This is a genomic window from Streptomyces sp. NPDC086787 (genome assembly GCF_044745865.1).
Classification (GTDB): domain Bacteria; phylum Actinomycetota; class Actinomycetes; order Streptomycetales; family Streptomycetaceae; genus Streptomyces.
In genome coordinates, this window is sequence record NZ_JBIVBC010000001.1 from 253,156 (window position 1) to 277,507 (window position 24,352).

A 24,352-nucleotide genomic window follows, 5' to 3' on the forward strand; every position below is an offset into this window, starting at 1 on the left:
TGATGCCAGCAATATCCCGAAGGTCCGTATCGGTCAAGGAAACGCGCGGGGCGGTTGAGATGCGGAAACCCCCTTGCGCAATGGTCAAGAATCGTTGACCATTTCTCTCATGCCTACCGATGATCTTCCCGAGACGTTTCACGTCACCACCGACGAGCAGTTGCGCGCCGTCTCCAATCTCACGCGTCACCGGATCATGGCCGTGCTCCGCTTCGAGCCCGCGACGATCACGCAGATCGCCGAGCGGGTGGGCCTCGCGAAGGGGAGTTCCAGCTACCACGTACGGCTGCTCGAACGGGCCGGCCTGGTGAAGGTGGTACGGACGCGGAAGGTCCGTGGGGTCACCGAGCGGTACTACGCGATGGCCGCGCGGTCGATCGTGCTGCCGGATCCGGGCGAGGGCGGGCCGGACATGCTGATGCGGCATGCGGTGGCCGACCTGGAGGCAGCGCCGGCGGATGCCGAACGGCATGTGCGGATGGCGCATCTGCGGCTCACCGAGGAGCAGTTCGCGGAGCTGGGGGCGCGGCTGCAGGCACTGGCGGACGAGTACCGGGAGCTGTCCGATCCCTCGCTCCCGGACGCGTCACTCGTCTTCGCACTGTTCCACCCGACATCGCGCAAGCAGGCCGAAGGGGACGCCAAGTGAACTCGGACATCCGCAAGTTGCCGGCCGGGTTCGGACGGCTGTGGACCGCGCAGACGGTGTCCTCGCTCGGCGACGGGGTGACACACGCCGCACTGCCGCTGCTCGCCCTGACGTTGACACGGGACCCGATGGCGCTCGCCGTCGTCACGGCCGCCGGAACCCTGCCGTGGCTGCTCTTCGGGGTGCTCGGCGGTGCGCTGGTGGACCGCTGGGACCGCCGGCGCACGATGTGGATCACGGACGCGGCGCGTGCGGCGCTGCTCGCGATACCGGCGGCGGCGGCCGCACTCGACGTGCTGAGCATTCCACTGCTCGCGGCCCTCGCCTTCCTCCTCGGTCTCGGCGGACTCTTCTTCGACACGGCCGCCACGGCCTACCTGCCGGATCTGCTCCACCGCGACCCCGCACTCCTGGAGCGCGCCAACTCCCGTCTGCGCGGCACCCAGACCGCCGCGTCCGGCTTCGCCGGGCCTCCCGCGGGCAGCGCCCTGCTCGCGCTCGGACGGGCGGTCCCGCTGATCGCCGACGCGGTGTCGTTCGCGCTCTCCGCACTGCTCGTACGGTCACTCCCCGCCGCACCCCGGCCCGCACCGCAGGCCCGTGAGTCGCTGCTGCGGCAGGCACGGGCCGGCGCCTCCTACGTCTTCCGGGATCAGCTGCTGCTCGGCCTCGCGCTGCGTCCGGCGGTCGGGAACATCGCCTTCATCGCCGTGGAGACCGTACTCGCCCTCTTCGCCCACGACCGTCTCGGCGTCGGCACCTTCGGCTTCGGCCTGCTCCTCACGGCGGAGGCCACCGGCGGTCTGCTCGGCGCGGGCATCGCCTCCTTTCTCGGCCGGCGACTCGGCACCGGCACCGCGCTGACCTGCACGGCCGCAGTCGAGGGACTCGCCGTTCTGGGCCTTGCCGCCGCCCCGAACCCCTATGTCGCCGGCCTCGCGCTCGCCGTCTGCGGAGCGGGCATGGGCGCCACGATGGTGCTCGCGCCCTCCCTCCGGCAGGCGATCGTCCCCGCCCACCTGATGGGCCGGGTCGCCTCCACCTCCCGCATGCTCGCCATGTGCGCCGCCCCGTTCGGCGCCTTCCTCGGCGGCTGGCTGGCCACCACCTACGGCGTACGCACCCCGCTCTACACCGCCGCCGGCCTCCTCCTCGCCATGACCGCCATCACCGCGACCATGACCAGCAACCGCCGGGTCGAGGCGGCGCTGCGTGCCGCCGCCCCGGCCGATGTTCAGGAGCTTGCCGCTTAGAGCCTTGTCACGTCCCGGTGTGCTTCGGCAGCGGCACAGGAAAGTCGCACGAGATTTCGTGAACCGATCGGTGCCGACGATCCGGGGACGCGTGGGCCGACACCCGGGGCCAGTGTTCCCGCAGCGCCCGTACGGTCTCCGCGATCGCCGGACGCCGGGCGGCCCCGGTGCGCCACACGGCGTACAGCCGCCGTACCGGCATGGGGTCGAGCGGTACCTCCACCACCCCCTCGGGCAGCGGTCCGCGGCCGAGCCGTGGGATCAGGGCGACGCCCAGACCCGCGCCGACCAGTGCGACCAGCGTCGGGTTCTCCTCGGCCTGGTGGACGATGTCCGGCTCGTGTCCGGCCGTGCGCAGGGTGCGCACCAGCCAGTCGTGGCAGACCCGGCCGGGCGGCTGGCAGATCCACCGCTCACCGCCCAGGTCCTCCCGCCGTACCGCCGTACGCCCGGCGAACGGATGCCCCTCGGGCACCAGCAGATCGCACAGGTCGTCGCCGATGACCGCGTGTTCCAGGCCGGCCGGAGCGGGCAGTGGCGCGATGTCCCAGTCGTGGGCGACGGCGAGGTCGACGGCGCCCTTGGCGACCAGGTCGACGGAGAGGTCCGGGTCGACCTCGGTGAGCCTGACGTCGAGCGCGGGATGACGGTGCGCCAGTCCGGCCGTCACGGAGGGCATCAGCCCGCGCATGGCCGACGCGAACGCGGCGACGGACAGCCGCCCGGCGGGCACCCCGCGCCGCTCCTCCAGCTCGGTCTCGGCCCGCTCCACGATGGCCAGCAACTCCCGTGCGGTGGCGGCGAGCCGGTGCGCCTCGGGGGTGAGCCGCACCCCGCGCCCCTCGCGTTCCAGGAGCACGGTCCTGGTCTCCCGTTCCAGCTTGGCGATCTGCTGCGACACGGCCGACGGGGTGTATCCGAGCGCGGCGGCCGCGGCGCCGACGGTGCCGTGGACGGAGACCGCGTGCAGGGCGCGGAGACGCTGTAGATCGAGCACGACCCCTCCAACGATTAGCGTTGCTTCATCCAACCATGCAGAGAGATTCGCTGGTGCTTCACGGTCCCGGGACCTGATGCTCGATGTATGCGACCTTCCCACCTTGCCCTCGGCGTGCTCGTCGCCGCTGTCTGGGGCGTCAACTTCACCGTCATCGAGATCGGCCTCGGCCACTTCCCGCCCCTGCTCTTCTCGGCACTGCGCTTTCTGGTGGCGGCGATGCCCGCGGTCTTCTTCGTGGGCCGCCCGAAGACCGCGTGGAAGTGGATCTGCGCGGTGGGACTGACGCTGGGGGTCGCCAAGTTCGGGCTGCTCTTCGTCGGCATGGACGCGGGAATGCCGGCCGGACTCTCGTCGCTGGTGCTCCAGATCCAGGCGGTGTTCACGGCGGTCCTCGCCGCCGTGGTGCTCGACGAACGCCCCACCCCCGTGAAGCTCCTGGGCATGCTGGTGGCGCTGGGCGGCATCGGTGTCGCGGCGGTGGACGAGGGAACCTCGGGTCCGCTGGTCGCCTTCGCGCTCGTCGTCGCGGGAGCCGCCTGCTGGGGCGTCTCCAACGTCCTCACCCGCAAGGCGGCGCCGCCGGACGCGCTGAACTTCATGGTGTGGGTGAGCACGGTCCCGGTGCTGCCACTGCTGGGACTGTCGCTGCTGCTGGAGGGGCCGGGCGCCGACTACGACGCGCTGCGCGGCCTGGACTGGCAGGGCGCGGGCGCGCTGGTGTTCGTCGCCTGGGTCTCCACGGTGTTCGGCTTCGGCGCGTGGGGCTGGCTGCTGCGCCGTCACCCCGCGTCCACCGTGGCCCCCTTCTCCCTTCTGGTCCCGGTCTTCGGGATGTCGTCGGCGGCGCTGTTCCTCGGCGAGCCGATCAGCGCGCTGCGCTGGTGCGCCGCCGTACTGCTGGTCGGCGGGGTGGCGCTGACGTCGTTCGCGCGCGCTCCTCAGGCGGCGTCGCTGAGCAGCCGTCCCAGGTGGTCCCGGCCGGCGTCCAGCAGTTCCGCGAGCGACGGCGACGACTCGGCCGGGCGCCTCTCGTACTCCCAGCACAGCCAGCCCTCCCAGCCCTGCCGGGAGAGCACGTCCACGCACTCGGTGAGCGGCAGCACGCCCGCGCCGAGCGGCAGCGGGGCGGTGTCGTCGGCCGACGCGATGTCCTTGACCCGGACGTATCCGAGGAAGGGGGAGAGCGCCGCGTAGCTCTCCGAGGGCTGCTCACCACCCAGCCAGGTGTGCATCACGTCCCACACCGCGCCGACCTGACGGTGCCCGACCGGGCCGAGGACACGGATCACGTCGGCGCCGGTGGGGTGCGAGTCATGGGTCTCGAGAAGGATCCGCACATCGAGCGCGGACGCCTGCTCGGCGGCGGTGCCCAGCCGGCGGGCGGCGACGGCGTCGGCCTCGTCCCGGGACTGGCCGGGGGCGGCGCCGGGGAAGACCCGTAGGAAGGGGGCGCCCAGATCGTGCGCCAGGCCGAGAAGGGCACCCAACTCGTCGAGCACCGGGGCGTCGTCGCCCGGCGCCGCGACCCGTGTGTCCGAGGCGAGCCCCACGATCTCGGTTCCCGCCGCCCGGAACGCGGCCGCCACATCCGCCCGTTCCGCCGCCCCGAGCCCGGGATGGACCGGCTCCTTCGGATGGGCGCGCAACTCGACGCCGTGGTAGCCGTGCTCGGCGGCGAGCGCCAGGACCTCCGGTACGGGCAGGCCGGGGACACCGAGGGTGGAGAAGGCGAGCTTCATGTCTACGGACCCTACTCGTCACCCGCCCGGGACGGAGCGGTACACGTTCACGTTTCAGGGACGCGGCACCCCGGAGGAGCCGCGCGCCATCAGTTCCCCGCGCACCGTCGCGAGCCCGCCGGGCGGCGGCTCCTCACGGCCCGTCGCGATACGGCCGGCCCGTGCTCCGGCCTCGGCCAGCGGCAGCCGTACGGTGGTGAGGGACGGTACGACGTCGAGGCTGAAGGGCAGGTCGTCGAAGCCGGCCACCGAGACGTCCTCGGGAATGCGCAGGCCCAGGTCGCGAAGGGCGGCACAGGCGCCCAGCGCGAGGGAGTCGTTCGCGGCCACCACCGCGGTCAGGGACGGATCCCGGAGCAGCAGTTCCCGGGCCGCGTCGTAGCCCGACCGTCGGTCGCAGCCGCCGTGCACGGTCCAGCGCGGGTCCTCCGCCACATCCGCCGCGCCGAGCGCCGCCCGGTGTCCCGCCAGCCGGTGCCGGGTGGCGGTCCACTCCCCGGGGCCCGCGATGTAGCCGAGCCGGCGATGGCCGAGGCCGAGCAGATGCTCCGTCAGCCGCCGGGCGCCGCCCAGGTTGTCGAAGGCGAGGGTGACCGCCCCGGTGCCGGTGGCCGGCGGGCGTCCGCACAGCACCACCCGGGTGCCGGCCTCCGTCAGCTTCCGGATCTTGGCGCACACGGCCGCGGTGTGCGTCTCGTCCTCCGCGACCGCGCCCGTCATGATCACGGCCGCGGCGCGCTGCCGCTGCAGCAGGGTCAGATAGGTCAGTTCACGCGCGGGCGCACCCCCGGTGTTGCAGACGACGGCGAGCCGCTCCCCGCCCGCGCGGCCGCCGGGGCCGCCGATCTCGTGCTGGATGGCGCTCGCCATGACTCCGAAGAAGGGGTCCGCGATGTCGTCGACGAGGATGCCCACGAGATCCGAGGTCGCCGCGGCCAGTGCGCTCGCCGGGCCGTTGAGGACGTAGTCCAGTTCGTCCACTGCCCGCAGCACCCGCTCGCGCGTGGCGGTGGCCACCGGGTAGTTGCCGTTCAGCACGCGCGACACCGTCGCGGGCGAGACCTGGGCGCGAGCCGCCACGTCCGCCAGGGTCACCGTCATGTCGTCGTCCTCCGGTCACGCTTCGACGTCGTCCACAGCCCGCGCACAGGACACGGTGAGCAGACACTACGGCCCGAAAACGGCGGCGGCGGAAAAAAGTCGGGATTCCCGTGCAACCCTTCTGCCGCCAGACGTGTCGTATTCGGAGTCAGGGCCCTGGAGGGGAATTCCGGGGGGGATTCGGGGGGTTCTGGCACGGAGGGGAGAAGCAGAGGGGGCTCGGTCCGCGGACCGGGCCCCCTCGAAGCTGTCCGGGGCCGGTCGCTGTCAGCCCCCGGCGGTACCGTCGGACCATGTCCAACCAGGCGGGGAACCCCCCGGGCGAACGACGGCTCGCCACCCTCGAAGGCGTACTCGAACGCATCACGTACGCGAACGAGGAGAACGGCTACACGGTCGCCCGGGTCGACACCGGCCGGGGCGCCGGAGACCTGCTCACCGTCGTCGGCGCGCTGCTCGGCGCCCAGGTGGGGGAGTCGCTGCGGATGGAGGGCCGCTGGGGCTCACACCCGCAGTACGGCAAGCAGTTCACCGTCGAGAACTACACCACCGTGCTGCCCGCCACCGTCCAGGGCATCCGCCGCTATCTGGGATCCGGACTGGTCAAGGGCATCGGACCGGTCTTCGCCGACCGGATCACCCAGCACTTCGGCCTGGACACCCTGCGGATCATCGAGGAGGAGCCGAAGCGCCTCGTCGAGGTCCCCGGCCTCGGCCCCAAGCGCACCGCGCGGATCGCGGACGCCTGGGAGGAGCAGAAGGCGATCAAGGAGGTCATGCTCTTCCTCCAGACGGTGGAGGTCTCCACGTCCATCGCCGTGCGCATCTACAAGAAGTACGGCGACGCCTCGATCTCGGTCGTGAAGAACCAGCCGTACCGGCTGGCCTCCGACGTCTGGGGCATCGGCTTCCTCACCGCCGACAAGATCGCCCAGTCCGTCGGCATCCCGCACGACAGCCCCGACCGGGTCAAGGCCGGACTTCAGTACGCGCTCTCCCAGTCCGCCGACCAGGGGCACTGCTTCCTGCCCGAGGAACGGCTCATCGCCGACGCGGTGAAGCTGCTCCAGGTCGACACCGGGCTGGTCATCGAGTGCCTCGCCGAACTGGCGGAACCCGCCGAGGACGGATCCGAACCCGGTGTCGTACGGGAGAAGGTCCCCGGACCCGACGGCGACGGCGGCGACCCCGTCACCGCCGTCTACCTCGTCCCCTTCCACCGTGCCGAACTCTCCCTCTCCGCCCAGCTGCTGCGGCTGCTGCGCACCGGCGAGGACCGCATGCCCGGCTTCAGGGACGTGGCCTGGGACAAGGCGCTGGGCTGGCTCGAGCGGCAGACCGGCGCCGACCTCGCGCCCGAGCAGGAGGCGGCGGTCAGGCTGGCGCTGACCGAGAAGGTCGCCGTCCTCACCGGCGGCCCCGGCTGCGGCAAGTCCTTCACGGTCCGCTCGATCGTGGAGCTGGCCCGTGCCAGGAAGGCGAAGGTCGTGCTCGCCGCGCCCACCGGCCGTGCCGCCAAGCGTCTTTCCGAACTGACCGGCGCCGAGGCGTCCACCGTCCACCGGCTTCTCGAACTCAAGCCGGGCGGTGACGCGGCGTACGACCGGGACCGCCCGCTGGACGCCGACCTGGTCGTCGTGGACGAGGCGTCCATGCTGGATCTGCTGCTCGCCAACAAGCTGGTCAAGGCGGTGGCTCCGGGCGCCCATCTGCTGTTCGTGGGCGACGTGGACCAGTTGCCCAGCGTCGGCGCGGGGGAGGTGCTCCGGGACCTGCTGGCCGACGGCAGCCCGATCCCGTCGGTCCGCCTCACCCGGGTCTTCCGGCAGGCACAGCAGTCGGGGGTGGTGACGAACGCGCACCGGATCAACGCGGGGCAGCATCCGCTCACCGACGGGATGAAGGACTTCTTCCTGTTCGTCGAGGACGACACGGAGGAGACCGGCCGCCTCACCGTGGACGTGGCCGCCCGCCGTGTCCCGGCCCGCTTCGGGCTCGACCCGCGCCGGGATGTGCAGGTGCTCGCGCCCATGCACCGCGGCCCGGCCGGCGCGGGCACCCTGAACGGTCTGCTCCAGCAGGTCATCACCCCCGGCCGCCCCGACCTGCCGGAGAAGCGGTTCGGCGGCCGGGTCTTCCGCGTCGGCGACAAGGTCACCCAGATCCGCAACAACTACGAGAAGGGTGAGAACGGCGTCTTCAACGGCACCGTCGGTGTGGTCACCTCGCTCGACCCCGTGGAACAGCGCCTGACGGTCCTGACGGACGAGGACGAGGAAGTGCCGTACGAGTTCGACGAACTGGACGAACTGGCGCACGCCTACGCGGTGACCATCCACCGCTCGCAGGGCAGTGAATATCCCGCCGTGGTGATCCCGGTCACCACCGGGGCGTGGATGATGCTCCAGCGGAACCTGCTCTACACGGCGGTCACCCGCGCCAAGCAGCTCGTCGTCCTCGTCGGCTCGCGCAGGGCGATCGGTCAGGCGGTGCGCACGGTGTCGGCGGGACGGCGCTGCACTGCGCTGGACTTCAGGCTCGACCGGGGCGATTTCGGGCGCTGAGAGCTCCGATTCCGGGCTCCTGGGGCTCTGCCGGAGTGTGATCCAAAAAAATGATCGATCAAATGAGTCGTGAAGGTCACAGAGCACTTCCAGATGGGGGGACAACCGGGCAGGATGAGCAGGTTGGCGGCACTGAGTGCCGCCGATGGGCCTAATGGTCGACCCCGAGTGCACTCTCCTGAGCCAAATGGGGGATGGTAGAGACAGTCAGGGCACCTCGAAGATGAGGCACTACGTCGGTGAGGGAAGACGTGAGCGACAACTCTGTAGTACTGCGGTACGGCGACGGCGAGTACACCTACCCGGTGATCGACAGCACCGTCGGCGACAAGGGCTTCGACATCGGGAAGCTCCGCGCCCAGACCGGTCTGGTGACCCTGGACAGCGGGTACGGCAATACGGCCGCGTACAAATCCGCCATCACCTACCTCGACGGCGAGGCGGGCATCCTCCGCTACCGCGGCTACCCGATCGAGCAGCTGGCGGAGCGCTCCACCTTCCTTGAGGTGGCGTACCTGCTGATCAACGGCGAGCTGCCGACGGTCGACGAACTGACCTCGTTCCAGAACGAGATCACGCAGCACACCCTGCTGCACGAGGATGTCAAGAACTTCTATCGGGGCTTCCCGCGCGACGCCCACCCGATGGCCATGCTGTCGTCGGTCGTCTCGGCGCTGTCCACGTTCTACCAGGACAGCCACAACCCGTTCGACGAGAAGCAGCGCAACCTCTCCACGATCCGGCTGCTCGCCAAGCTTCCGACGATCGCGGCCTACGCGTACAAGAAGTCGATCGGTCACCCGTTCGTCTACCCGCGCAACGACCTCGGCTACGTCGAGAACTTCCTCCGCATGACCTTCTCGGTCCCGGCGCAGGAGTACGACCTCGACCCGACCGTGGTCTCCGCCCTCGACAAGCTGCTCATCCTGCACGCCGACCACGAGCAGAACTGCTCGACCTCCACGGTCCGCCTGGTGGGCTCGTCGCAGGCCAACATGTTCGCGTCGATCTCGGCCGGCATCAACGCGCTGTGGGGTCCGCTGCACGGCGGCGCCAACCAGTCCGTGCTGGAGATGCTGGAAGGCATCCGGGACGCGGGCGGTGACGTCGACAGCTTCATCCGCAAGGTGAAGAACAAGGAGGACGGCGTCCGCCTGATGGGCTTCGGCCACCGGGTCTACAAGAACTTCGACCCGCGCGCCAAGATCATCAAGGCCGCCGCGCACGACGTCCTGTCGGCCCTCGGCAAGTCCGACGAGCTGCTGGACATCGCCCTGAAGCTGGAGGAGCACGCGCTCTCCGACGACTACTTCGTCTCGCGCAGCCTCTACCCGAACGTCGACTTCTACACCGGCCTGATCTACCGGGCCATGGGCTTCCCGACCGAGATGTTCACGGTCCTCTTCGCCCTGGGGCGCCTCCCGGGCTGGATCGCCCAGTGGCACGAGATGATCAAGGAGCCCGGCTCCCGCATCGGCCGCCCGCGCCAGATCTACACCGGCGTGGTCGAGCGCGACTTCGTGCCGGTCGAGGAGCGCTGACAGCTCCGGTCCGGCCACAGGCGCCCGATCGTCCGTCGCCCTGTCGGGGCGGGGACGGCCGGGCGCCTTTTGTCTTGGCCGGGTGCGGCAGAAGACTTGTCCTGGCCGACTTGTCCTGGCCGGGCACAGCAGAAGGCGCCCCGGTGCGTCAGTCCCCCCACGGGCCGACGACCAGGGCGCCTTCCCGTGTCCCGGTGCGGATTCCCCCCACGGGATCCGGCCGGGCGCCTGAGAGGACAGCGCCTGAATCGCTGTCGTGAGTGCGGCGGGCAGAGCCCGCCGCACTCCGTCGTGCTTCAGTGATGCGGTGCGACCTGCCGGGACCCGTACCGATCGGGAGGGCCGCTCAAAGCTTCCCGAAGTACGCGCCCCGGCAACGCATCTCTGAGGAGGTCCCCCAAGACATCCCCAGATGTCAGCCGGCGCCCCCCAAGACGCTGTCTGACACCGCCAACTTAGACCTTCGAACCCCTTCGATGGTTACGTTCACATCACTGTGATCTGCGTCTCTTGCATATGTCCGTTAGATGCGCAAGAGCGTCGATAGCGTGATCGACCCCCAGGCGTAAGGATGATGCGCGAGCCTTGTGAAGAGCTTATGTGAGGCGCGCGTTGGACTCCAGGGGGACTCCGAGATCTACCGCGAAGTACTGCCGTGACTTCAGCGGAACGTTCGCAGCCGCAGACTGTTCGTCACCACGAACACGGAGGAGAAGGCCATCGCCGCCCCCGCGATCATCGGGTTCAGCAGCCCGGCCGCGGCCAGCGGCAGCGCTGCCACGTTGTACCCGAAGGCCCACACCAGGTTGCCCTTGATCGTGGCCAGCGTCCGCCGGGCGAGCCGGATCGCGTCCGCGGCCACCCGCAGATCCCCGCGCACCAGCGTCAGATCGCCCGCCTCGATCGCCGCGTCCGTCCCCGTCCCCATCGCGAGGCCGAGATCGGCGGCGGCCAGCGCGGCCGCGTCGTTCACGCCGTCACCGACCATCGCCACGGTCCGCCCCTCGCGCTGCAATCGCCGTACGACGTCGACCTTGTCCTCGGGCAGCACCTCGGCGATCACCTCGTCGATCCCCACGGCACCCGCCACTGTCTCGGCCGCCGCCCGGTTGTCCCCGGTCAGCAGCACCGGCGTGAGCCCGAGCCCGCGCAGCGCGGCCACCGCTTCGGCACTGGTCTCCTTGACGGTGTCGGCCACGGCGAGGACGCCGCGCGCCCGACCGTCCCAGCCGGCCACAACGGCCGTGAAACCGCGGCTCTCGGCCTCCTGCCGGGCGCGGGCCAACTCCTCCGGGAGCACGTCGAACAGCCGCCCCACGGCCACCTCGCGGCCCGCCACACGCCCGCGTACGCCCCGCCCGGGCACATTCTCGAAGCGCTCGACGTCCGGCAGCGGGCCGACCCGCTCCTCGGCACCGGCGGCGACCGCCCGGGCGACCGGATGCTCGGAGGCGTGCTCCAGGGCGCCCGCGAGCCGCAGCAGCTCCTCCGTGTCGGTGTCCTCGGCTGCGTGGACCTCCTGGAGGGTCATCCGGCCGGTGGTGACCGTGCCGGTCTTGTCGAGGACGACCGTGTCGACGCGGCGCGTGGACTCCAGGACCTCCGGACCCTTGATGAGGATGCCGAGCTGCGCGCCCCGGCCCGTGCCGACCATCAGCGCGGTGGGCGTGGCGAGGCCCAGCGCGCACGGGCAGGCGATGATCAGTACGGCGACGGCGGCGGTGAAGGCGGCCACGCTGTCGCCGGTGACGGCGAGCCACACGCCGAACGTGCCCAGGGCGATGAGGATGACCACGGGCACGAACACCGCCGAGACCCGGTCGGCCAGCCGCTGCACCTCGGCCTTGCCGTTCTGCGCGTCCTCCACCAGCTTGGCCATCCGGGCGAGCTGGGTGTCCGCGCCGACCCGGGTCGCCTCGACGACCAGCCGGCCCCCGGCGTTGACGGTCGCGCCGGTCACGGCGGAGCCGGGCGCCACGTCCACCGGCACGGACTCCCCGGTCAGCATGGACGCGTCGACCGCGGAGACCCCCTCGACCACGGTGCCGTCGGTGGCGATCTTCTCGCCGGGCCGTACGACGAACCGGTCCCCGACGACCAGCGAGGCCACCGGCACCCGCACCTCACGGCCGTCCCGCAGGACGGCGACGTCCTTGGCGCCGAGCTCCATCAGCGCGCGCAGCGCGGCCCCGGCACGCCGCTTGGAGCGGGCCTCCAGATAGCGGCCCAGGAGGATCAGGGCCACCACTCCGGCGGCGACCTCCAGATAGATCGTGGACGCGCCGTCCATGCGCGAGACGGTGAACCGGAACTCGTCGTGCATCCCGGGCATGCCCGCGTCGCCGAGGAACAGCGCCCACAGCGACCAGCCGAAGGCGGCCAGCGTGCCCACCGAGACCAGCGTGTCCATGGTCGCGGCGCCGTGCCGGGCGTTGGTCCACGCGGCCCGGTGGAAGGGCAGCCCGCCCCAGACTACGGCCGGTGCCGCGAGGGTGAGCGCGAGCCACTGCCAGTTGTCGAACTGGAGCGCCGGGACCATGGACAGCAGCACGACCGGGACGGCGAGGAGCGCGGTGACCAGCAGACGCTGGCGCAGTGCGGTGAGTTCGGGGTCCGCGGCGTCGTGTCCCCGTGCTGCCGCGTCGGCGTCGGCTTCGGGCCGTTCGGCCGGTTCGGGCTGCGGCGGCGGGGGTTCCTCGGCCGTGTAGCCGGTCTTCACGACGGTGGCGATCAGGTCGGAGACGGCGACGCCGTGCGGGTACGAGACCTTCGCCTTCTCCGTCGCGAAGTTCACCGTGGCGGTGACGCCGTCCAGCCGGTTGAGCTTGCGCTCGACCCGGGAGGCGCAGGAGGCACAGGTCATGCCGCCGATCAACAGTTCGACCTCGGAGGTCTCGGCCGCTATGGGTGCCGCTGCCGGCGTCTGTGCGGTGGTGCTGGTCATGTCCGGACTCCAGACATCGGACCGGACCGCGCGGAGTCAGTATGAGCTGGTCGGCGCGACCTGGTCGGGGAATTGGGTGGTGGCCCCGCCCGGCGTGCCGGGCGCCGGGCTCAGGCCCGCCCGACGAGCTCGAAGCCGGCCTCGTCGACGGCGGCGCGGACGGCCTCCTCGTCGAGCGGGGCGGCCGAGACCACGGTGACCTCGCCGGTGGACGCGACGGCCTGCACCGAGCCGACGCCGGGGATCTCGGCGATCTCGCCGGACACGGAACCCTCGCAGTGCCCGCAGCTCATCCCGCTCACCTTGAAGACGGTGGTGACGGAGCCCGCGGTGTCGATCTGGGCGGTCATGTGGTTCTCCTCGTCGAGGCGTGTGGGGCCTGCGGGACCCACGGTGGGGCACCGCATCTCTTCACACTATACCCCTAGGGGGTATTCATCCAAGGGATGCCGGCCGTGGCGACGGGCCGGAAGCCGCCGTTCGGACGAGAGGCGCGCGGGGTGCGAGAGAGGGGAGTGGTGCGTGAGATGCAGCGGGGAGAGGTGCGAGAGATGCGAGGGGTGGGCGGAGTGCGCCGGGGGGGCGATGGGACCCCGGCTGCGGGCGGTCCTAGCCCTGGCGGTCGCCGCCCGTGAGCTGGATCTCGCCGAGCCGGTCCCCGACCAACGGCTCCAGGTAGCGGATGAGGACGTGCTTTATCTCCTGGATGTACGCCGCGCGCTCGGCGCCCTCGTGGATGAGGACCAGCTCCAGTCCCGCCTTGTAGATGCCGAGGCAGACCTGTGCCGTGCGGGTGACCTCGGTGCCGGGCGTGTCCGGGAGGACCGAGGCGAGCAGCTCCTCGATGCGGGCGATCAGGGCGGCGTGCAGCGCGTCGTGCTCCTCCGCGATCCGGCCGGGGATGTCGGGGCCGTGCATCAGTGCGAAGAAGACGGGGTGCTCGGTGTTGAAGGCGATGAAGCGGTCGACGGCCGCGGAGACGGCCTCGTGCAGCGGTGTGGCCGGGTCGACCGGTGCGAGCGCCTCGCCGTAGGTCTCGCGCATCTCGTGCATGAGCCGGTCGCCCAGCTCGATCGCGAGCGCCTCCTTGTTCGGGAAGAACTGGTAGAGCGTGCCCGGGGAGACGCCCGCCTCGCGGGCGATGGCGTTGGTGCTGGCCGCCGTGTAGCCGGTCGCGCAGAAGACGGTGGCCGCGGCCTCCAGCAGCTGTGCGATGCGACGTTCGCCGCGGGCCTGGCGGCGGCGCGGCTGTTCCTTCCCGGGCGTTTCGGGCACGTGTCATCCCCAGCTTCCGAGGGCGGTTGACAAACGCGAGCGACCACTCGCATTCTGGTGAAACGCGAGCGATCTCTCGTGTTTGTCAGTCTATGGCAATGGCTGATCCATGCTGCCTGCCTGCTTGTGGCACGGGTCAGGTGTGAAGGGGACATCGCGCGATGACCGAAGTCAACAGGCCACTCCGGGTCGGAGGGTGGACCCGCTTCGTGACCGCCCGGCCGCGGCTGTCGCTGCTCGCCGCCCTGGTGCTCACCGTGCTCGCCGTGCTGGCCGGCAGCGACGTCGCCGACCGCCTCGGCAGCGGCGGCTGGGAGGACCCGGCCGCCGACTCCACCTATGCGACCAAGGCGTTGGAGCGCGAGTTCCCGGACTCCCAGCCCAACCTCCTGCTGCTCGTCGACTCCGGCTGGGCCACCGTCGACGACCCGGCGGTCGCCGCCCGCGCGCGCAGCCTCGCTGAGCGCCTGTCCCGCGAGAAGGGCGTGGTGGGTGTCGGCTCCTACTGGCAGGCCGCCCCCCAGGCGGCTCCCGCCCTGCGCGCGAAGGACGGCCACGAGGCGCTGATCGCCGCCCGCATCACGGGCGACGAGAAGACGATGGGCGAGACGCTGGACCGCATGGCGCCGCACTACCGAGGGGCGCAGGGTCCGGTGCGGGTGAAGGTCGGTGGCATCGTGGCAGTCCGGCACGACATGCAGACGATCATCAAGGAGGACCTGACCAAGGCCGAACTGATCGCGCTTCCGGTGACGCTCGTACTGCTGGTGATGGTCTTCGGCAGCGCCGTCGCGGCCCTGCTGCCCCTCGGAATCGGCATCGTGGCCATCCTCGGCACCGACGCCGTACTGCGCGGCCTGACGGAGTTCACCGACGTCTCCGTCTTCGCGCTGAACCTCACCACGGCCATGGGCCTCGGCCTCGCCATCGACTACGCCCTCTTCATCGTCCGCCGCTTCCGCGAGGAACTGTCCGCGGGCACCGCCCCGTCCGCGGGCTCCCAGCCGGGTTCGAACAGGGCGGACGCCGTTCGGGCCGTCGCCGGCACACTGCGCACGGCAGGCCGCACCGTGCTCTTCTCCGCCCTCACGGTCGCCGTGTCCCTGGCGGCGATGCTGGTCTTCCCGCAGTACTTCCTGCGCTCCTTCGCCTACGCGGGCATAGCCGTCGTACTGCTGGCCGCCGCGGCAGCCCTGATCCTGCTCCCGGCCGCTCTCGTCCTGCTCGGCCACCGGGTGAACGCCCTTGACGTGCGCCGACTGCGGCGCCGCGGCGAGCCGTCCCGGGACTCCGCCGACTCCGGCGACTCCAGCCAGGAGGGCACCGCCTGGGCGCGCACGGCGGCCCTGGTGATGCGCCGCGCCCCGCTCTTCGCGATCGGCACCACGGCACTCCTGATCGTCCTCGGACTGCCCTTCCTGGGCGTGAGGTTCGGCACGGCGGACGACCGCCAGCTGCCCTCCGGCGCCGAGTCACGCGTAGTGCAGCAGCACATCCGGGACGGCTTCCCGGGCAGCCCCGGTGGCGGCCTCGAAATCCTGGCGGAGGGCAAGGCGACCAAGGCGCAGTACGCCGCCTATCGACAGCGTTTGGCAGCGCTGCCCGAGGCCGCCCAGGTCGACGGCCCGCTGGTGCGCGGCGAGTCGGCGTACTTCACGGTTCTGCCGAAGGGCGAGGCCGTGGGTGACGAGGCCCAGAACCTGGTGAGTGAACTCCGCGCGCTGGACGCGCCGTTCGACACCAAGGTGACCGGCACGGCAGCCGTCCTGGTCGACTCCAAGCACGCGATAGGCGAACGCCTGCCGTGGGCGGTCGCGTTCATCGCGATCGTCACCCTGCTCCTGGTCTTCCTGCTCACCGGCAGCGTGCTGATACCGCTCCAGGCCGTGGTCCTCAACGCGCTCAGCCTGACGGCGATGTTCGGTGCGGTGGTCTGGGTCTTCCAGGACGGCCACCTCTCCGGACCGCTCGACTTCACCAGCTCCGGCTCCATCGAGACCACCCTGCCCGTCCTGATGTTCTGCGTCGCCTTCGGCCTCTCCATGGACTACGGCGTCTTCCTCCTCTCCCGCATCAAGGAGGAGTACGACCGCACGGGCGACCACAACGAGGCGGTCCGCCACGGGCTGCAGCGCACGGGCGGACTGATCACCGCGGCGGCCGTCATCCTCGCCGTCGTCATGGTCGCGATAGGCAACTCGCGGGTCACCAGCACCAAGATGCTAGGCCTCGGCATCGCGCTGGCCACCATCATGGACGCGATGGTCGTCCGCAGCCTCCTGGTCCCGGCCATCATGCGCCTCACCGGCCGCGCCACTTGGTGGGCCCCCGCCCCACTGCGCCGCTTCCACCGCCGATTCGGCCTGACCGAGGGCGAGTCGTCCCCGGCCGTAGCCGACGACCACGCCCGCGACAAGGCGGCGGCGCACAGCTAGGTCGTTGCACGGAGCGGAATCAGTGTGATGCACGGGCCGGTGTGAACGGCCCGTGCATCCGCGTCCGAGCCGGGGGGCGATCCGGGCGCGATCCGGGGGCAGTTGTCCCGCCCGGGCTCCCGTCTCAGGGGCGCTCCCGCCCCCGCCCCCGGTTGCCCGGCCGGGAGGCGACCCAGGTGCGGACCGTGTCGGCGTACCAGTAGGGCTTGCCGCCCTCCACATGGTCGGGCGGGGGAAGCAGCCCGTGCTTGCGGTAGGACCGCACGGTGTCGGGCTGGACCCGGATGTGTGCCGCGATCTCCTTGTAGGACCAGAGTCTTCGGTCGGTCATGAACCGCACCTCCCTGCGCGCGCCGCCGCGCTGGCGATCACCAAGTCTGTGTCCGGTGAACGACGGAGAGTGAGCGGGGGCAAGTGGCTGTCGCCCGGGTGTGACCGAGGGACCGCGTACACGTGACGTATGTGACGGGAGGGAGGCGTTTGTGACGGAGTCGTCACAAACCGGCACCGCATCTAGTCCGAATGTCCGGACAAAATGTTGACAGGGTTACGGGTACAGGACTACAAACCGGGGAAGAGCCGTGACGAAGGGAAGCCGATGGCGTACGACCTGATCACCATGGGGCGGATCGGAGTGGACCTCTATCCGCTCCAGACCGGTGTCCCGCTCGCCCAGGTGTCGTCCTTCGGCAAGTTCCTCGGCGGGTCCGCCACCAACGTCGCCGTCGCCGCGGCCCGCCTGGGCCGGCGCACGGCGGTCGTCACCCGCACCGGGGACGACGCCTTCGGCGCCTATCTGCACGAGGCCCTGCGCGGCTTCGGGGTCGACGACCGCTGGGTCACCCCGGTCCCCGGACTGCCCACCCCGGTCACCTTCTGCGAGGTCTTCCCGCCGGACGACTTCCCGCTGTACTTCTACCGGCAGCCCAAGGCGCCCGACCTGGAGATCGACGCCCGTGACCTGGACCTCGGCGCCATCCGCGAGGCGGCCGCGTTCTGGGTCACCGGCACGGGCCTGAGCGAGGAGCCCAGCCGCACGGCGACCCTCGCCGCCCTGGCCCACCGGGCCAAGTCCGGTACGACGGTCTTCGACCTCGACTGGCGCCCCATGTTCTGGGCCGACCCCGACGCGGCCCGCCCCTTCTACGCCGAGGCCCTGCGGCACGCCACCGTGGCCGTCGGCAACCTGGACGAGGTCGAGGTCGCCACCGGGACCCGTGAACCCCACGCCGCGGCCCGCGCGCTGCTGGACACCGGAGTCGAACTCGCCGTCGTCAAGCAGGGCCCCGCGGGAGTGCTCGCCCTGGACCGCCGGGGCGGGTCGGCCGAGGTGCCGCCGCTGCCGGTCGACGTCCTCAACGGCCTCGGCGCCGGTGACGCCTTCGGCGGCTCCCTGTGCCACGGCCTGCTGGCCGGCTGGGACCTGGAGAAGATCATGCGGCACGCCAACGCGGCCGGCGCGATCGTCGCCTCCCGGCTGGAATGCTCCTCCGCGATGCCCACCCCGGACGAGGTGGCCGCCGCCCTCGCCGCCGGAGCGGTGCGATGAGGGCCGGCCGGGTGGGCGGCACCCACCGGGGCAGCGGGCCGGGCGACGACGGCGTCGGGCACCCGCGCGTCGACGTCCCCGCCCTGGTCCGCACCCGCACCCACCACCCCGAGGCGATCGCCGAGGCCGCCGCCCGCCGCCCGCGCAGGCCGCTGCTCGCCGAGGACGGCCGCCTGATGATCGTCGCCGCCGACCACCCGGCCCGCGGCGCCCTCGGGGTCGGCGACCGCAGGCTCGCCATGGCCAACCGCGCCGACCTCCTCGAACGCCTCTGCCTGGCGCTGTCCCGCCCCGGCGTCGACGGCGTACTCGCCACCGCCGACATCCTGGACGACCTGCTGCTGCTCGGCGCGCTCGACCACAAGGTGGTCATGGGCTCGATGAACCGCGGCGGCCTCCAGGGCGCGCGCTACGAACTGGACGACCGGTTCACCGGCCACCGCGCCGAGGACATCGAGCGGCTCGGCTTCGACGCGGGCAAACTGCTGTTGCGCATCGACTACGACGACCCGGGCTCCCTGGCCACCCTGGAGTCCGCCGCCCGCGCCGTGGACGACATGGCCGCACGCCGACTGCCCGTGTTCGTCGAGCCGTTCATCAGCCGCCGGACCCCCGAGGGGAAGGTGATGAACGACCTGTCCGCCGAAGCGGTCACCCGTTCCATCGCCATCGCCTCCGGTCTCGGCGGCAGTTCGGCCTACACCTGGCTGAAGGTGCCGGTCACCGACAACCCCGACGACATGGCCGAGGTCATGGCGGCCTCGACGCTCCCCGCCGTACTCCTCGGCGGTGATGTCGGGGACTCGCCCGGGAACCAGGACGCGGCCTACGAGAAGTGGCGCGGCGCCCTGCACCTCCCCACCGTGCGCGGCCTGGTGGTCGGCCGCTCACTGCTGTACCCGGCGGACGACGACGTGGCCGCCGCCGTGGACACCGCCGTCGGACTGCTGTGAGGGCCGTATGACCAGCACTGACCCACACCTGCGCAACGGCTCGACCGCGGGCCCCCAGTACGTGCTCGACATCGGCCCCGAACGTGCCGGATGGACCCACAGCAGCCTGCGGGTCGTCGAACTCGAACCGAACGGCACGCATGTCTTCACCACCGGGGACAGTGAATGGATCGTGCTTCCGCTGAGCGGTGGCTGTACCGTCCGGACGGAAGGATCGGAGTTCCAACTCCTGGGTAGGGAAAGCGTGTTCGGTGAGGCGTCCGACTTCGCCTACGCGCCCCGCGACGCCCGGGTCCAGATCGCCTCCGGCGCGGGAGGCCGCTTCGCCCTGGCAGGAGCGAAGTGCGAGCGACGACTCCCCGCCCGCTACGGTCCCGCGCCGGAGGTTCCCGTCGAGGTGCGCGGCAGCGGCAACTGCTCGCGCCGCGTCCGCAACTTCGCCTCCGCCGACGCCTTCGAGTGCGACCGGCTGATCGCCGTCGAGGTGATCACACCCGGCGGCAACTGGTCCTCGTACCCGCCGCACAAGCACGACGAGCACCGGCCGGGCGTGGAGTCGCAGCTGGAGGAGATCTACTACTTCGAGATCGACGGCCCGAACGGCTTCGGCTACCAACGCGTGTTCCCCTCCCGACCGGGCGGCACCGACGTGCTCGCCGAGGTCCGCTCCGGAGACGCCGTCCTCGTACCCGACGGATGGCACGGCCCGTCGATCGCCCAGCCCGGACACGACATGTACTACCTGAACGTCATGTCCGGACCGGGCGAGACCCGGGAGTGGCGGATCTGCTTCCACCCCGATCACACGGAGGGCTACCGATGACCCCGACGACGCAGACCCCGACGACGAGGCTCACGGTCGCTCAGGCGCTCGTCCGGTTCCTGTCGGCCCAGTACACCGAGCGCGACGGCGTACGCCATCGGCTGATCGGCGCCACCTGGGGCATCTTCGGCCACGGCAACGTCGCCGGGATCGGGCAGGCGCTCGTCGAGTACGGCGACGCCATGCCGTTCCACCAGGGCCGCAACGAGCAGTCCATGGTGCATGCGGCCGTCGGCTACGCCCGCCAGTCCAACCGTCTGTCCACGCACGCGGTGACCACCTCCATCGGCCCCGGCGCGACCAACCTGGTCACCGGCGCCGCCCTCGCCACGGTCAACCACCTGCCCGTCCTGCTGCTGCCGGGCGACGTCTTCGCCGCCCGGCCCGCCGACCCGGTGCTGCAACAGCTCGAAGTCCCCTACGCGGGCGATGTGTCGGTCAACGACTGCCTGCGGCCGGTGTCCCGCTACTTCGACCGGATCACCCGCCCCGAGGCCCTGATCCCGGCCGCCCTCCAGGCGATGCGGGTGCTCACCGACCCCGTCGACACCGGAGCCGTCACCCTCGCCCTCCCGCAGGACGTGCAGGCGGAGGCGTACGACTGGCCGGACGCGTTCTTCGCCGAACGCGTGTGGCGCGTACGTCGGCCGGGCGCCGACCCCGCCGAACTCACCGAAGCGGTGCGGCTGGTCCGGGCGGCGAAGCGGCCGCTGGTGATCGCCGGCGGCGGCGTCCACCACAGCCGCGCCGAGGACACGCTCGCCGAGTTCGCCGCCGCCACCCGCATCCCGGTCGCCGCCACCCAGGCCGGCAAGGGCTCCCTGCGCTGGGACCACCCGCAGGACGTCGGCGGCATCGGCCACACCGGCACCGCCACCGCCGACGCGCTGGCCCGAAACGCCGACCTGGTGATCGGCGTCGGCACCCGGTACACCGACTTCACCACCGCCTCCGGCACCCTCTTCGAGAACCCGGACGTCCGCTTCCTCAACCTCAACATCGCGTCCTACGACGGCCACAAGCTGGCCGGCACCCCCCTGATCGCGGACGCCCGCAGCGGCCTGGCCGAGCTGGCCGAGGCGCTGTCACTGCACGCCCACCGGGCCACGGACGCCTACGTCGCCGAGTACACCGGGGACAAGGACCGCTGGGAGCGGCTCGTCGACGCGTGCTACGCGGCCGACGAACCGGACGCCCGCCCCACCCAGCTCCAGGTGCTCGGCGCGCTGGACGCCCTCGTCGACGAGACCGACATCCTGGTCAACGCGGCGGGTTCCCTCCCCGGTGACCTGCACAAACTGTGGCGGACCCGGTCCAGCGACCAGTACCACCTGGAATACGGGTACTCGTGCATGGGCTACGAGATCCCCGCCGCCATCGGTGTGCGGCTCGCCGCACCCGGCCGGACCGTGTGGGCCCTGGTGGGCGACGGGACCTATCTGATGATGCCCACGGAGATCGTCACCGCCGTGCAGGAAGGCGTGGCGATCAAGGTCCTGCTGCTGCAGAACCACGGGTACGCCTCGATCGGCGCGCTGTCCGAGTCCGTGGGCGGTGAGCGCTTCGGCACCGCCTACCGGTTCCGCGCCGAGGACGGCACCCATACGGGCGCCCCCCTGCCGGTCGATCTCGCCGCCAACGCGGCGAGCCTAGGCATGCGGGTGCTGCGCGCGAAAACCGTGCGGGACCTGCGGGCGGCGCTCGCCGAGGCGCGGGCCGCCGACACTCCCACATGTGTCTACGTGGAGACCGAAACGGCCGACACTGTGTCGGGCGCGCCTTCGGCACAGGCCTGGTGGGATGTTCCTGTGGCCGAGACCGCGACCCGAGCGTCCGCGGTCGAGGCACGTGAGCTGTACGAACGGCACGTCTCCACCCGACGCCGCCATCTGTGAAGGAGCAACCGGGCATGACGAAGATCGTCAACCACTGGATCGGCGGCAAGACCGTCGAAGGCGCGTCGGGTACGTACGGGCCGGTCACGGACCCGGCGACCGGCGCGGTCACCACGAAGGTCGCCTTCGCCTCCGTGGACGAGGTGGACGCGGCGGTGGCCGCCGCCAAGGACGCCTACGCCACCTGGGGCCAGTCCTCGCTGGCCCAGCGCACCTCGATCCTGTTCAAGTTCCGGGCACTGCTGGACGCCCACCGCGACGAGATCGCCGAGCTGATCACCGCCGAGCACGGCAAGGTGCACAGCGACGCCCTCGGTGAGGTGGCGCGCGGCCTGGAGATCGTCGACCTCGCCTGCGGCATCACCGTGCAGCTCAAGGGCGAGCTGTCGACGCAGGTCGCCAGCCGCGTCGACGTCGCCTCGATCCGGCAGCCGCTGGGCGTGGTCGCCGGCATCACGCCCTTCAACTTCCCGGCGATGGTCCCGATGTGGATGTTCCCGATCGCCATCGCGTGCGGCAACACCTTCGTGCTGAAGCCGTCCGAGAAGGACCCGTCGGCCGCGATGAAGATCGCCGAGCTGCTCGCCGAGGCCGGTCTGCCGGACGGCGTCTTCAACGTCCTCCACGGTGACAAGGTGGCCGTCGACCGCCTCCTGGAGCACCCGGACGTCAAGGCCGTGTCCTTCGTCGGCTCGACCCCGATCGCCCGCTACATCCACACCACCGCCTCCGCGAACGGCAAGCGCGTCCAGGCCCTGGGTGGCGCCAAGAACCACATGCTGGTGCTGCCGGACGCCGACCTGGACGCGGCCGCCGACGCCGCCGTCTCGGCGGCCTACGGCTCCGCGGGCGAGCGCTGCATGGCCATCTCCGCGGTCGTCGCGGTCGGCTCCATCGGCGACGAACTCGTGGAGAAGATCCGCGAGCGCGCCGAGAAGATCAAGATCGGCCCCGGCAACGACCCGTCCTCCGAGATGGGCCCGCTCATCACCAAGGTGCACCGCGACAAGGTGGCGTCCTACGTCACCGGCGCGGCGGCCGAGGGCTCCGAGGTGGTTCTGGACGGCACCGGCTTCACGGTGGACGGCTTCGAGGACGGCCACTGGATCGGCATCTCGCTGCTCGACAAGGTGCCGACCGGCGCCAAGGCGTACCAGGACGAGATCTTCGGCCCGGTGCTGTGCGTGCTGCGCGTGGACACCTACGAGGAGGGTGTCGCCCTCATCAACGCATCGCCGTTCGGCAACGGCACCGCGGTCTTCACCCGCGACGGCGGAGCCGCCCGCCGCTTCCAGCTGGAGATCGAGGCGGGCATGGTCGGCGTGAACGTGCCGATCCCGGTCCCGGTGGGCTACCACTCCTTCGGCGGCTGGAAGGACTCGCTCTTCGGCGACCACCACATCTACGGCAACGACGGCACGCACTTCTACACCCGCGGCAAGGTCGTCACCACGCGCTGGCCCGACCCGTCCGAGGCCCCCGCGGGCGTGGACCTGGGCTTCCCGCGCAACCACTGAGCCGGCGGTCCGGAGCCCCGCCCTCCCCTCGGGGGAGAGGACGGGGCGCCGCCGCGTCCGGGCTCAGCCCTGGCTCTTCTTCTGCTGCGCCTTGACCAGCTCGGTGAGGTCGCCGGTCTGCGAGGCAGGCGGGGCCTTCACCGCCACCGTCTGGCCGAACTTCTTGAAGTCCATGGTCACGGTGGCCGCGCCCAACTTCTCCTTCAGGCGGACCGGCAGGTCCTTGCCGTTCACCCAGATGTCCATGACCATCGAGCCGTTGGCGCCGGTCATCTGGTTCAACATGTTGCCCTGGTCGCCGTAGACGTCCTTGAACTTGCCCATCTGGTCCGCCTTGATCACGGCGTGGTAGTGGGTCGTGCTCTGCCCGTCGACGGTCTCCTTGCCGAGGTCGTCGACGTCACTCGCGTACTTGAGGGCCTTCATGGAGGCCACCGGGCTGCCGCCGCCGGTGCTCCCGGCCATCGCCTGCTTGCCCTTGTCGCCGAACACCGCCGAGCCGTCGATCTTCATCCACTCCTTGCCCTTGAGGGGGCCGGAGGGCTGCGGGTCGACGTCGTAGTAGTAGGCGCCGTCCACGAAGAGCATGCGGACCTTGGGGGAGCTGGTCAGGGTCTGCATCTGGGCGGCCCTGGTGTCCATGTCGACGTCGAAGGCGAAGCCACGGCCCCAGGAGTAGGTGCCGTCCATGCTGATCGGGCCGGTGCCGGTGCCCAGGTCGGTGCTCATCGTCACCTCGGCCGAGCCGAGGTTCTGCGTGCGGTCGGTCGCCCGGGTCAGCGCCGCCATGATCTTGTCGTCGGCGTTGTCCACGGCCTTGGCCGCCGTCTTTGCGCCCTCGGTGCTGCACGCGGAGGCCGCCACCAGAGCCGCCGCCGTGAATCCCACCCAGGCCGCAGTGTGCCGCAGCTTCATCTGTCCCCACCCCGTAGTTCTTGTGTGCTGTTGTGATGGTGTTCTTTATGACACAAGGACTCTAGCGGGCGCCTACGACAGGGGTGCGACGGTTTTTCCTGACGTTTTTTTGACGCCCGTACTGCGAATCTCGTATGGGCGATTCCGGGGAAGAGCTGAGGGAAACTGCCGATTTCGCGATCAAGGACGGCCTTCACCT

Annotated in this window: 18 protein-coding genes and 1 pseudogene; 11 read left to right on the forward strand and 8 right to left on the reverse strand. The window is 71.1% G+C overall.

The annotated features are described in order from the left end of the window. Positions 1 to 109 precede the first annotated feature (109 nt). Together ACIPK3_RS01155 and ACIPK3_RS01160 are read left to right on the forward strand one after the other, a co-directional pair. Positions 110 to 649, forward strand: coding sequence for an ArsR/SmtB family transcription factor (locus ACIPK3_RS01155; protein WP_402565469.1), 540 nt, complete (start codon positions 110 to 112; stop codon positions 647 to 649). Beyond that, complete coding sequence (locus tag ACIPK3_RS01160) at positions 646 to 1,902, forward strand: MFS transporter (RefSeq protein ID WP_402565471.1); 1,257 nt, start codon at positions 646 to 648, stop codon at positions 1,900 to 1,902. The genes ACIPK3_RS01155 and ACIPK3_RS01160 overlap by 4 nt, the downstream gene beginning before the upstream one ends. Positions 1,903 to 1,909: 7 nt before the next feature. On the opposite strand, the gene ACIPK3_RS01165 is transcribed toward ACIPK3_RS01160, so the two are convergent. Continuing rightward, on the reverse strand, positions 1,910 to 2,899 hold the full coding sequence (locus ACIPK3_RS01165; protein WP_402565473.1) for a LysR family transcriptional regulator: 990 nt from the start codon (positions 2,897 to 2,899) through the stop codon (positions 1,910 to 1,912). Between the two features lie 87 nt (positions 2,900 to 2,986). Between ACIPK3_RS01165 and ACIPK3_RS01170 the strand changes: the two are divergent. Further along, positions 2,987 to 3,827: pseudogene (locus tag ACIPK3_RS01170) on the forward strand (EamA family transporter); the annotation flags it as partial. Positions 3,828 to 3,840: 13 nt separating this feature from the next. On the opposite strand, the gene ACIPK3_RS01175 reads toward ACIPK3_RS01170, so the two are convergent. Together ACIPK3_RS01175 and ACIPK3_RS01180 are read right to left on the reverse strand one after the other, a co-directional pair. After that, on the reverse strand, positions 3,841 to 4,641 hold the full coding sequence (locus ACIPK3_RS01175; RefSeq protein WP_402565475.1) for a sugar phosphate isomerase/epimerase family protein: 801 nt from the start codon (positions 4,639 to 4,641) through the stop codon (positions 3,841 to 3,843). Positions 4,642 to 4,695: 54 nt separating this feature from the next. Continuing rightward, positions 4,696 to 5,742, reverse strand: coding sequence for a LacI family DNA-binding transcriptional regulator (locus tag ACIPK3_RS01180; protein WP_402565477.1), 1,047 nt, complete (start codon positions 5,740 to 5,742; stop codon positions 4,696 to 4,698). A 293-nt stretch (positions 5,743 to 6,035) separates the two neighbouring features. On the opposite strand from ACIPK3_RS01180, the gene ACIPK3_RS01185 reads away from it, so the two are divergent. Beyond that, positions 6,036 to 8,306, forward strand: a complete 2,271-nt coding sequence (locus tag ACIPK3_RS01185; RefSeq protein WP_402565479.1) for an ATP-dependent RecD-like DNA helicase — start codon at positions 6,036 to 6,038, stop codon at positions 8,304 to 8,306. Positions 8,307 to 8,557: 251 nt separating this feature from the next. Beyond that, positions 8,558 to 9,847, forward strand: a complete 1,290-nt coding sequence (locus ACIPK3_RS01190; protein ID WP_402565480.1) for a citrate synthase — start codon at positions 8,558 to 8,560, stop codon at positions 9,845 to 9,847. Between the two features lie 661 nt (positions 9,848 to 10,508). Here ACIPK3_RS01190 and ACIPK3_RS01195 read toward each other — a convergent pair. From ACIPK3_RS01195 to ACIPK3_RS01205, 3 genes are all read right to left on the reverse strand, one after another. Continuing rightward, positions 10,509 to 12,791, reverse strand: a complete 2,283-nt coding sequence (locus ACIPK3_RS01195) for a heavy metal translocating P-type ATPase (protein ID WP_402565481.1) — start codon at positions 12,789 to 12,791, stop codon at positions 10,509 to 10,511. A gap of 110 nt (positions 12,792 to 12,901) precedes the next feature. Beyond that, positions 12,902 to 13,141, reverse strand: a complete 240-nt coding sequence (locus ACIPK3_RS01200; RefSeq protein WP_402565483.1) for a heavy-metal-associated domain-containing protein — start codon at positions 13,139 to 13,141, stop codon at positions 12,902 to 12,904. Positions 13,142 to 13,400: 259 nt separating this feature from the next. Further along, positions 13,401 to 14,066: a TetR family transcriptional regulator gene (locus ACIPK3_RS01205; RefSeq protein ID WP_402565485.1), complete on the reverse strand. Its 666-nt coding sequence runs from the start codon at positions 14,064 to 14,066 to the stop codon at positions 13,401 to 13,403. A 161-nt stretch (positions 14,067 to 14,227) separates the two neighbouring features. On the opposite strand from ACIPK3_RS01205, the gene ACIPK3_RS01210 reads away from it, so the two are divergent. Next, entirely contained in the window at positions 14,228 to 16,501 is a 2,274-nt protein-coding gene (locus tag ACIPK3_RS01210; RefSeq protein WP_402565486.1) for an MMPL family transporter, read from the forward strand. Between the two features lie 124 nt (positions 16,502 to 16,625). Here ACIPK3_RS01210 and ACIPK3_RS01215 read toward each other — a convergent pair whose 3' ends face one another. After that, complete coding sequence (locus ACIPK3_RS01215) at positions 16,626 to 16,832, reverse strand: helix-turn-helix transcriptional regulator (RefSeq protein WP_402565487.1); 207 nt, start codon at positions 16,830 to 16,832, stop codon at positions 16,626 to 16,628. A 267-nt stretch (positions 16,833 to 17,099) separates the two neighbouring features. Here ACIPK3_RS01215 and iolC point away from each other — a divergent pair, with 267 nt between their 5' ends. The 5 genes from iolC to mmsA are packed head-to-tail and all read left to right on the forward strand — an operon-like array spanning position 17,100 to position 23,238. Beyond that, complete coding sequence (gene iolC / locus ACIPK3_RS01220; RefSeq protein ID WP_402565488.1) at positions 17,100 to 18,050, forward strand: 5-dehydro-2-deoxygluconokinase; 951 nt, start codon at positions 17,100 to 17,102, stop codon at positions 18,048 to 18,050. Then, positions 18,047 to 19,003: a deoxyribose-phosphate aldolase gene (locus ACIPK3_RS01225; RefSeq protein WP_402565490.1), complete on the forward strand. Its 957-nt coding sequence runs from the start codon at positions 18,047 to 18,049 to the stop codon at positions 19,001 to 19,003. The genes iolC and ACIPK3_RS01225 overlap by 4 nt, the downstream gene beginning before the upstream one ends. A gap of 7 nt (positions 19,004 to 19,010) precedes the next feature. Beyond that, a complete protein-coding gene (gene iolB / locus ACIPK3_RS01230) occupies positions 19,011 to 19,826 on the forward strand; it encodes a 5-deoxy-glucuronate isomerase (RefSeq protein ID WP_402565492.1) in 816 nt (271 codons plus the stop codon). Continuing rightward, positions 19,823 to 21,721 carry a 3D-(3,5/4)-trihydroxycyclohexane-1,2-dione acylhydrolase (decyclizing) gene (gene iolD, locus ACIPK3_RS01235; protein ID WP_402565494.1) on the forward strand — a complete coding sequence of 633 codons (1,899 nt, stop codon included), beginning with the start codon at positions 19,823 to 19,825 and terminating at the stop codon, positions 21,719 to 21,721. Before iolB ends, iolD begins: the two co-directional genes overlap by 4 nt. Before the next feature lie 14 nt (positions 21,722 to 21,735). After that, on the forward strand, positions 21,736 to 23,238 hold the full coding sequence (mmsA, locus tag ACIPK3_RS01240; RefSeq protein ID WP_402565496.1) for a CoA-acylating methylmalonate-semialdehyde dehydrogenase: 1,503 nt from the start codon (positions 21,736 to 21,738) through the stop codon (positions 23,236 to 23,238). A gap of 63 nt (positions 23,239 to 23,301) precedes the next feature. Here the strand turns inward: mmsA and ACIPK3_RS01245 are convergent, their stop codons facing one another. Continuing rightward, positions 23,302 to 24,153 carry a hypothetical protein gene (locus ACIPK3_RS01245; protein WP_402565498.1) on the reverse strand — a complete coding sequence of 284 codons (852 nt, stop codon included), beginning with the start codon at positions 24,151 to 24,153 and terminating at the stop codon, positions 23,302 to 23,304. Positions 24,154 to 24,352 lie beyond the last annotated feature (199 nt).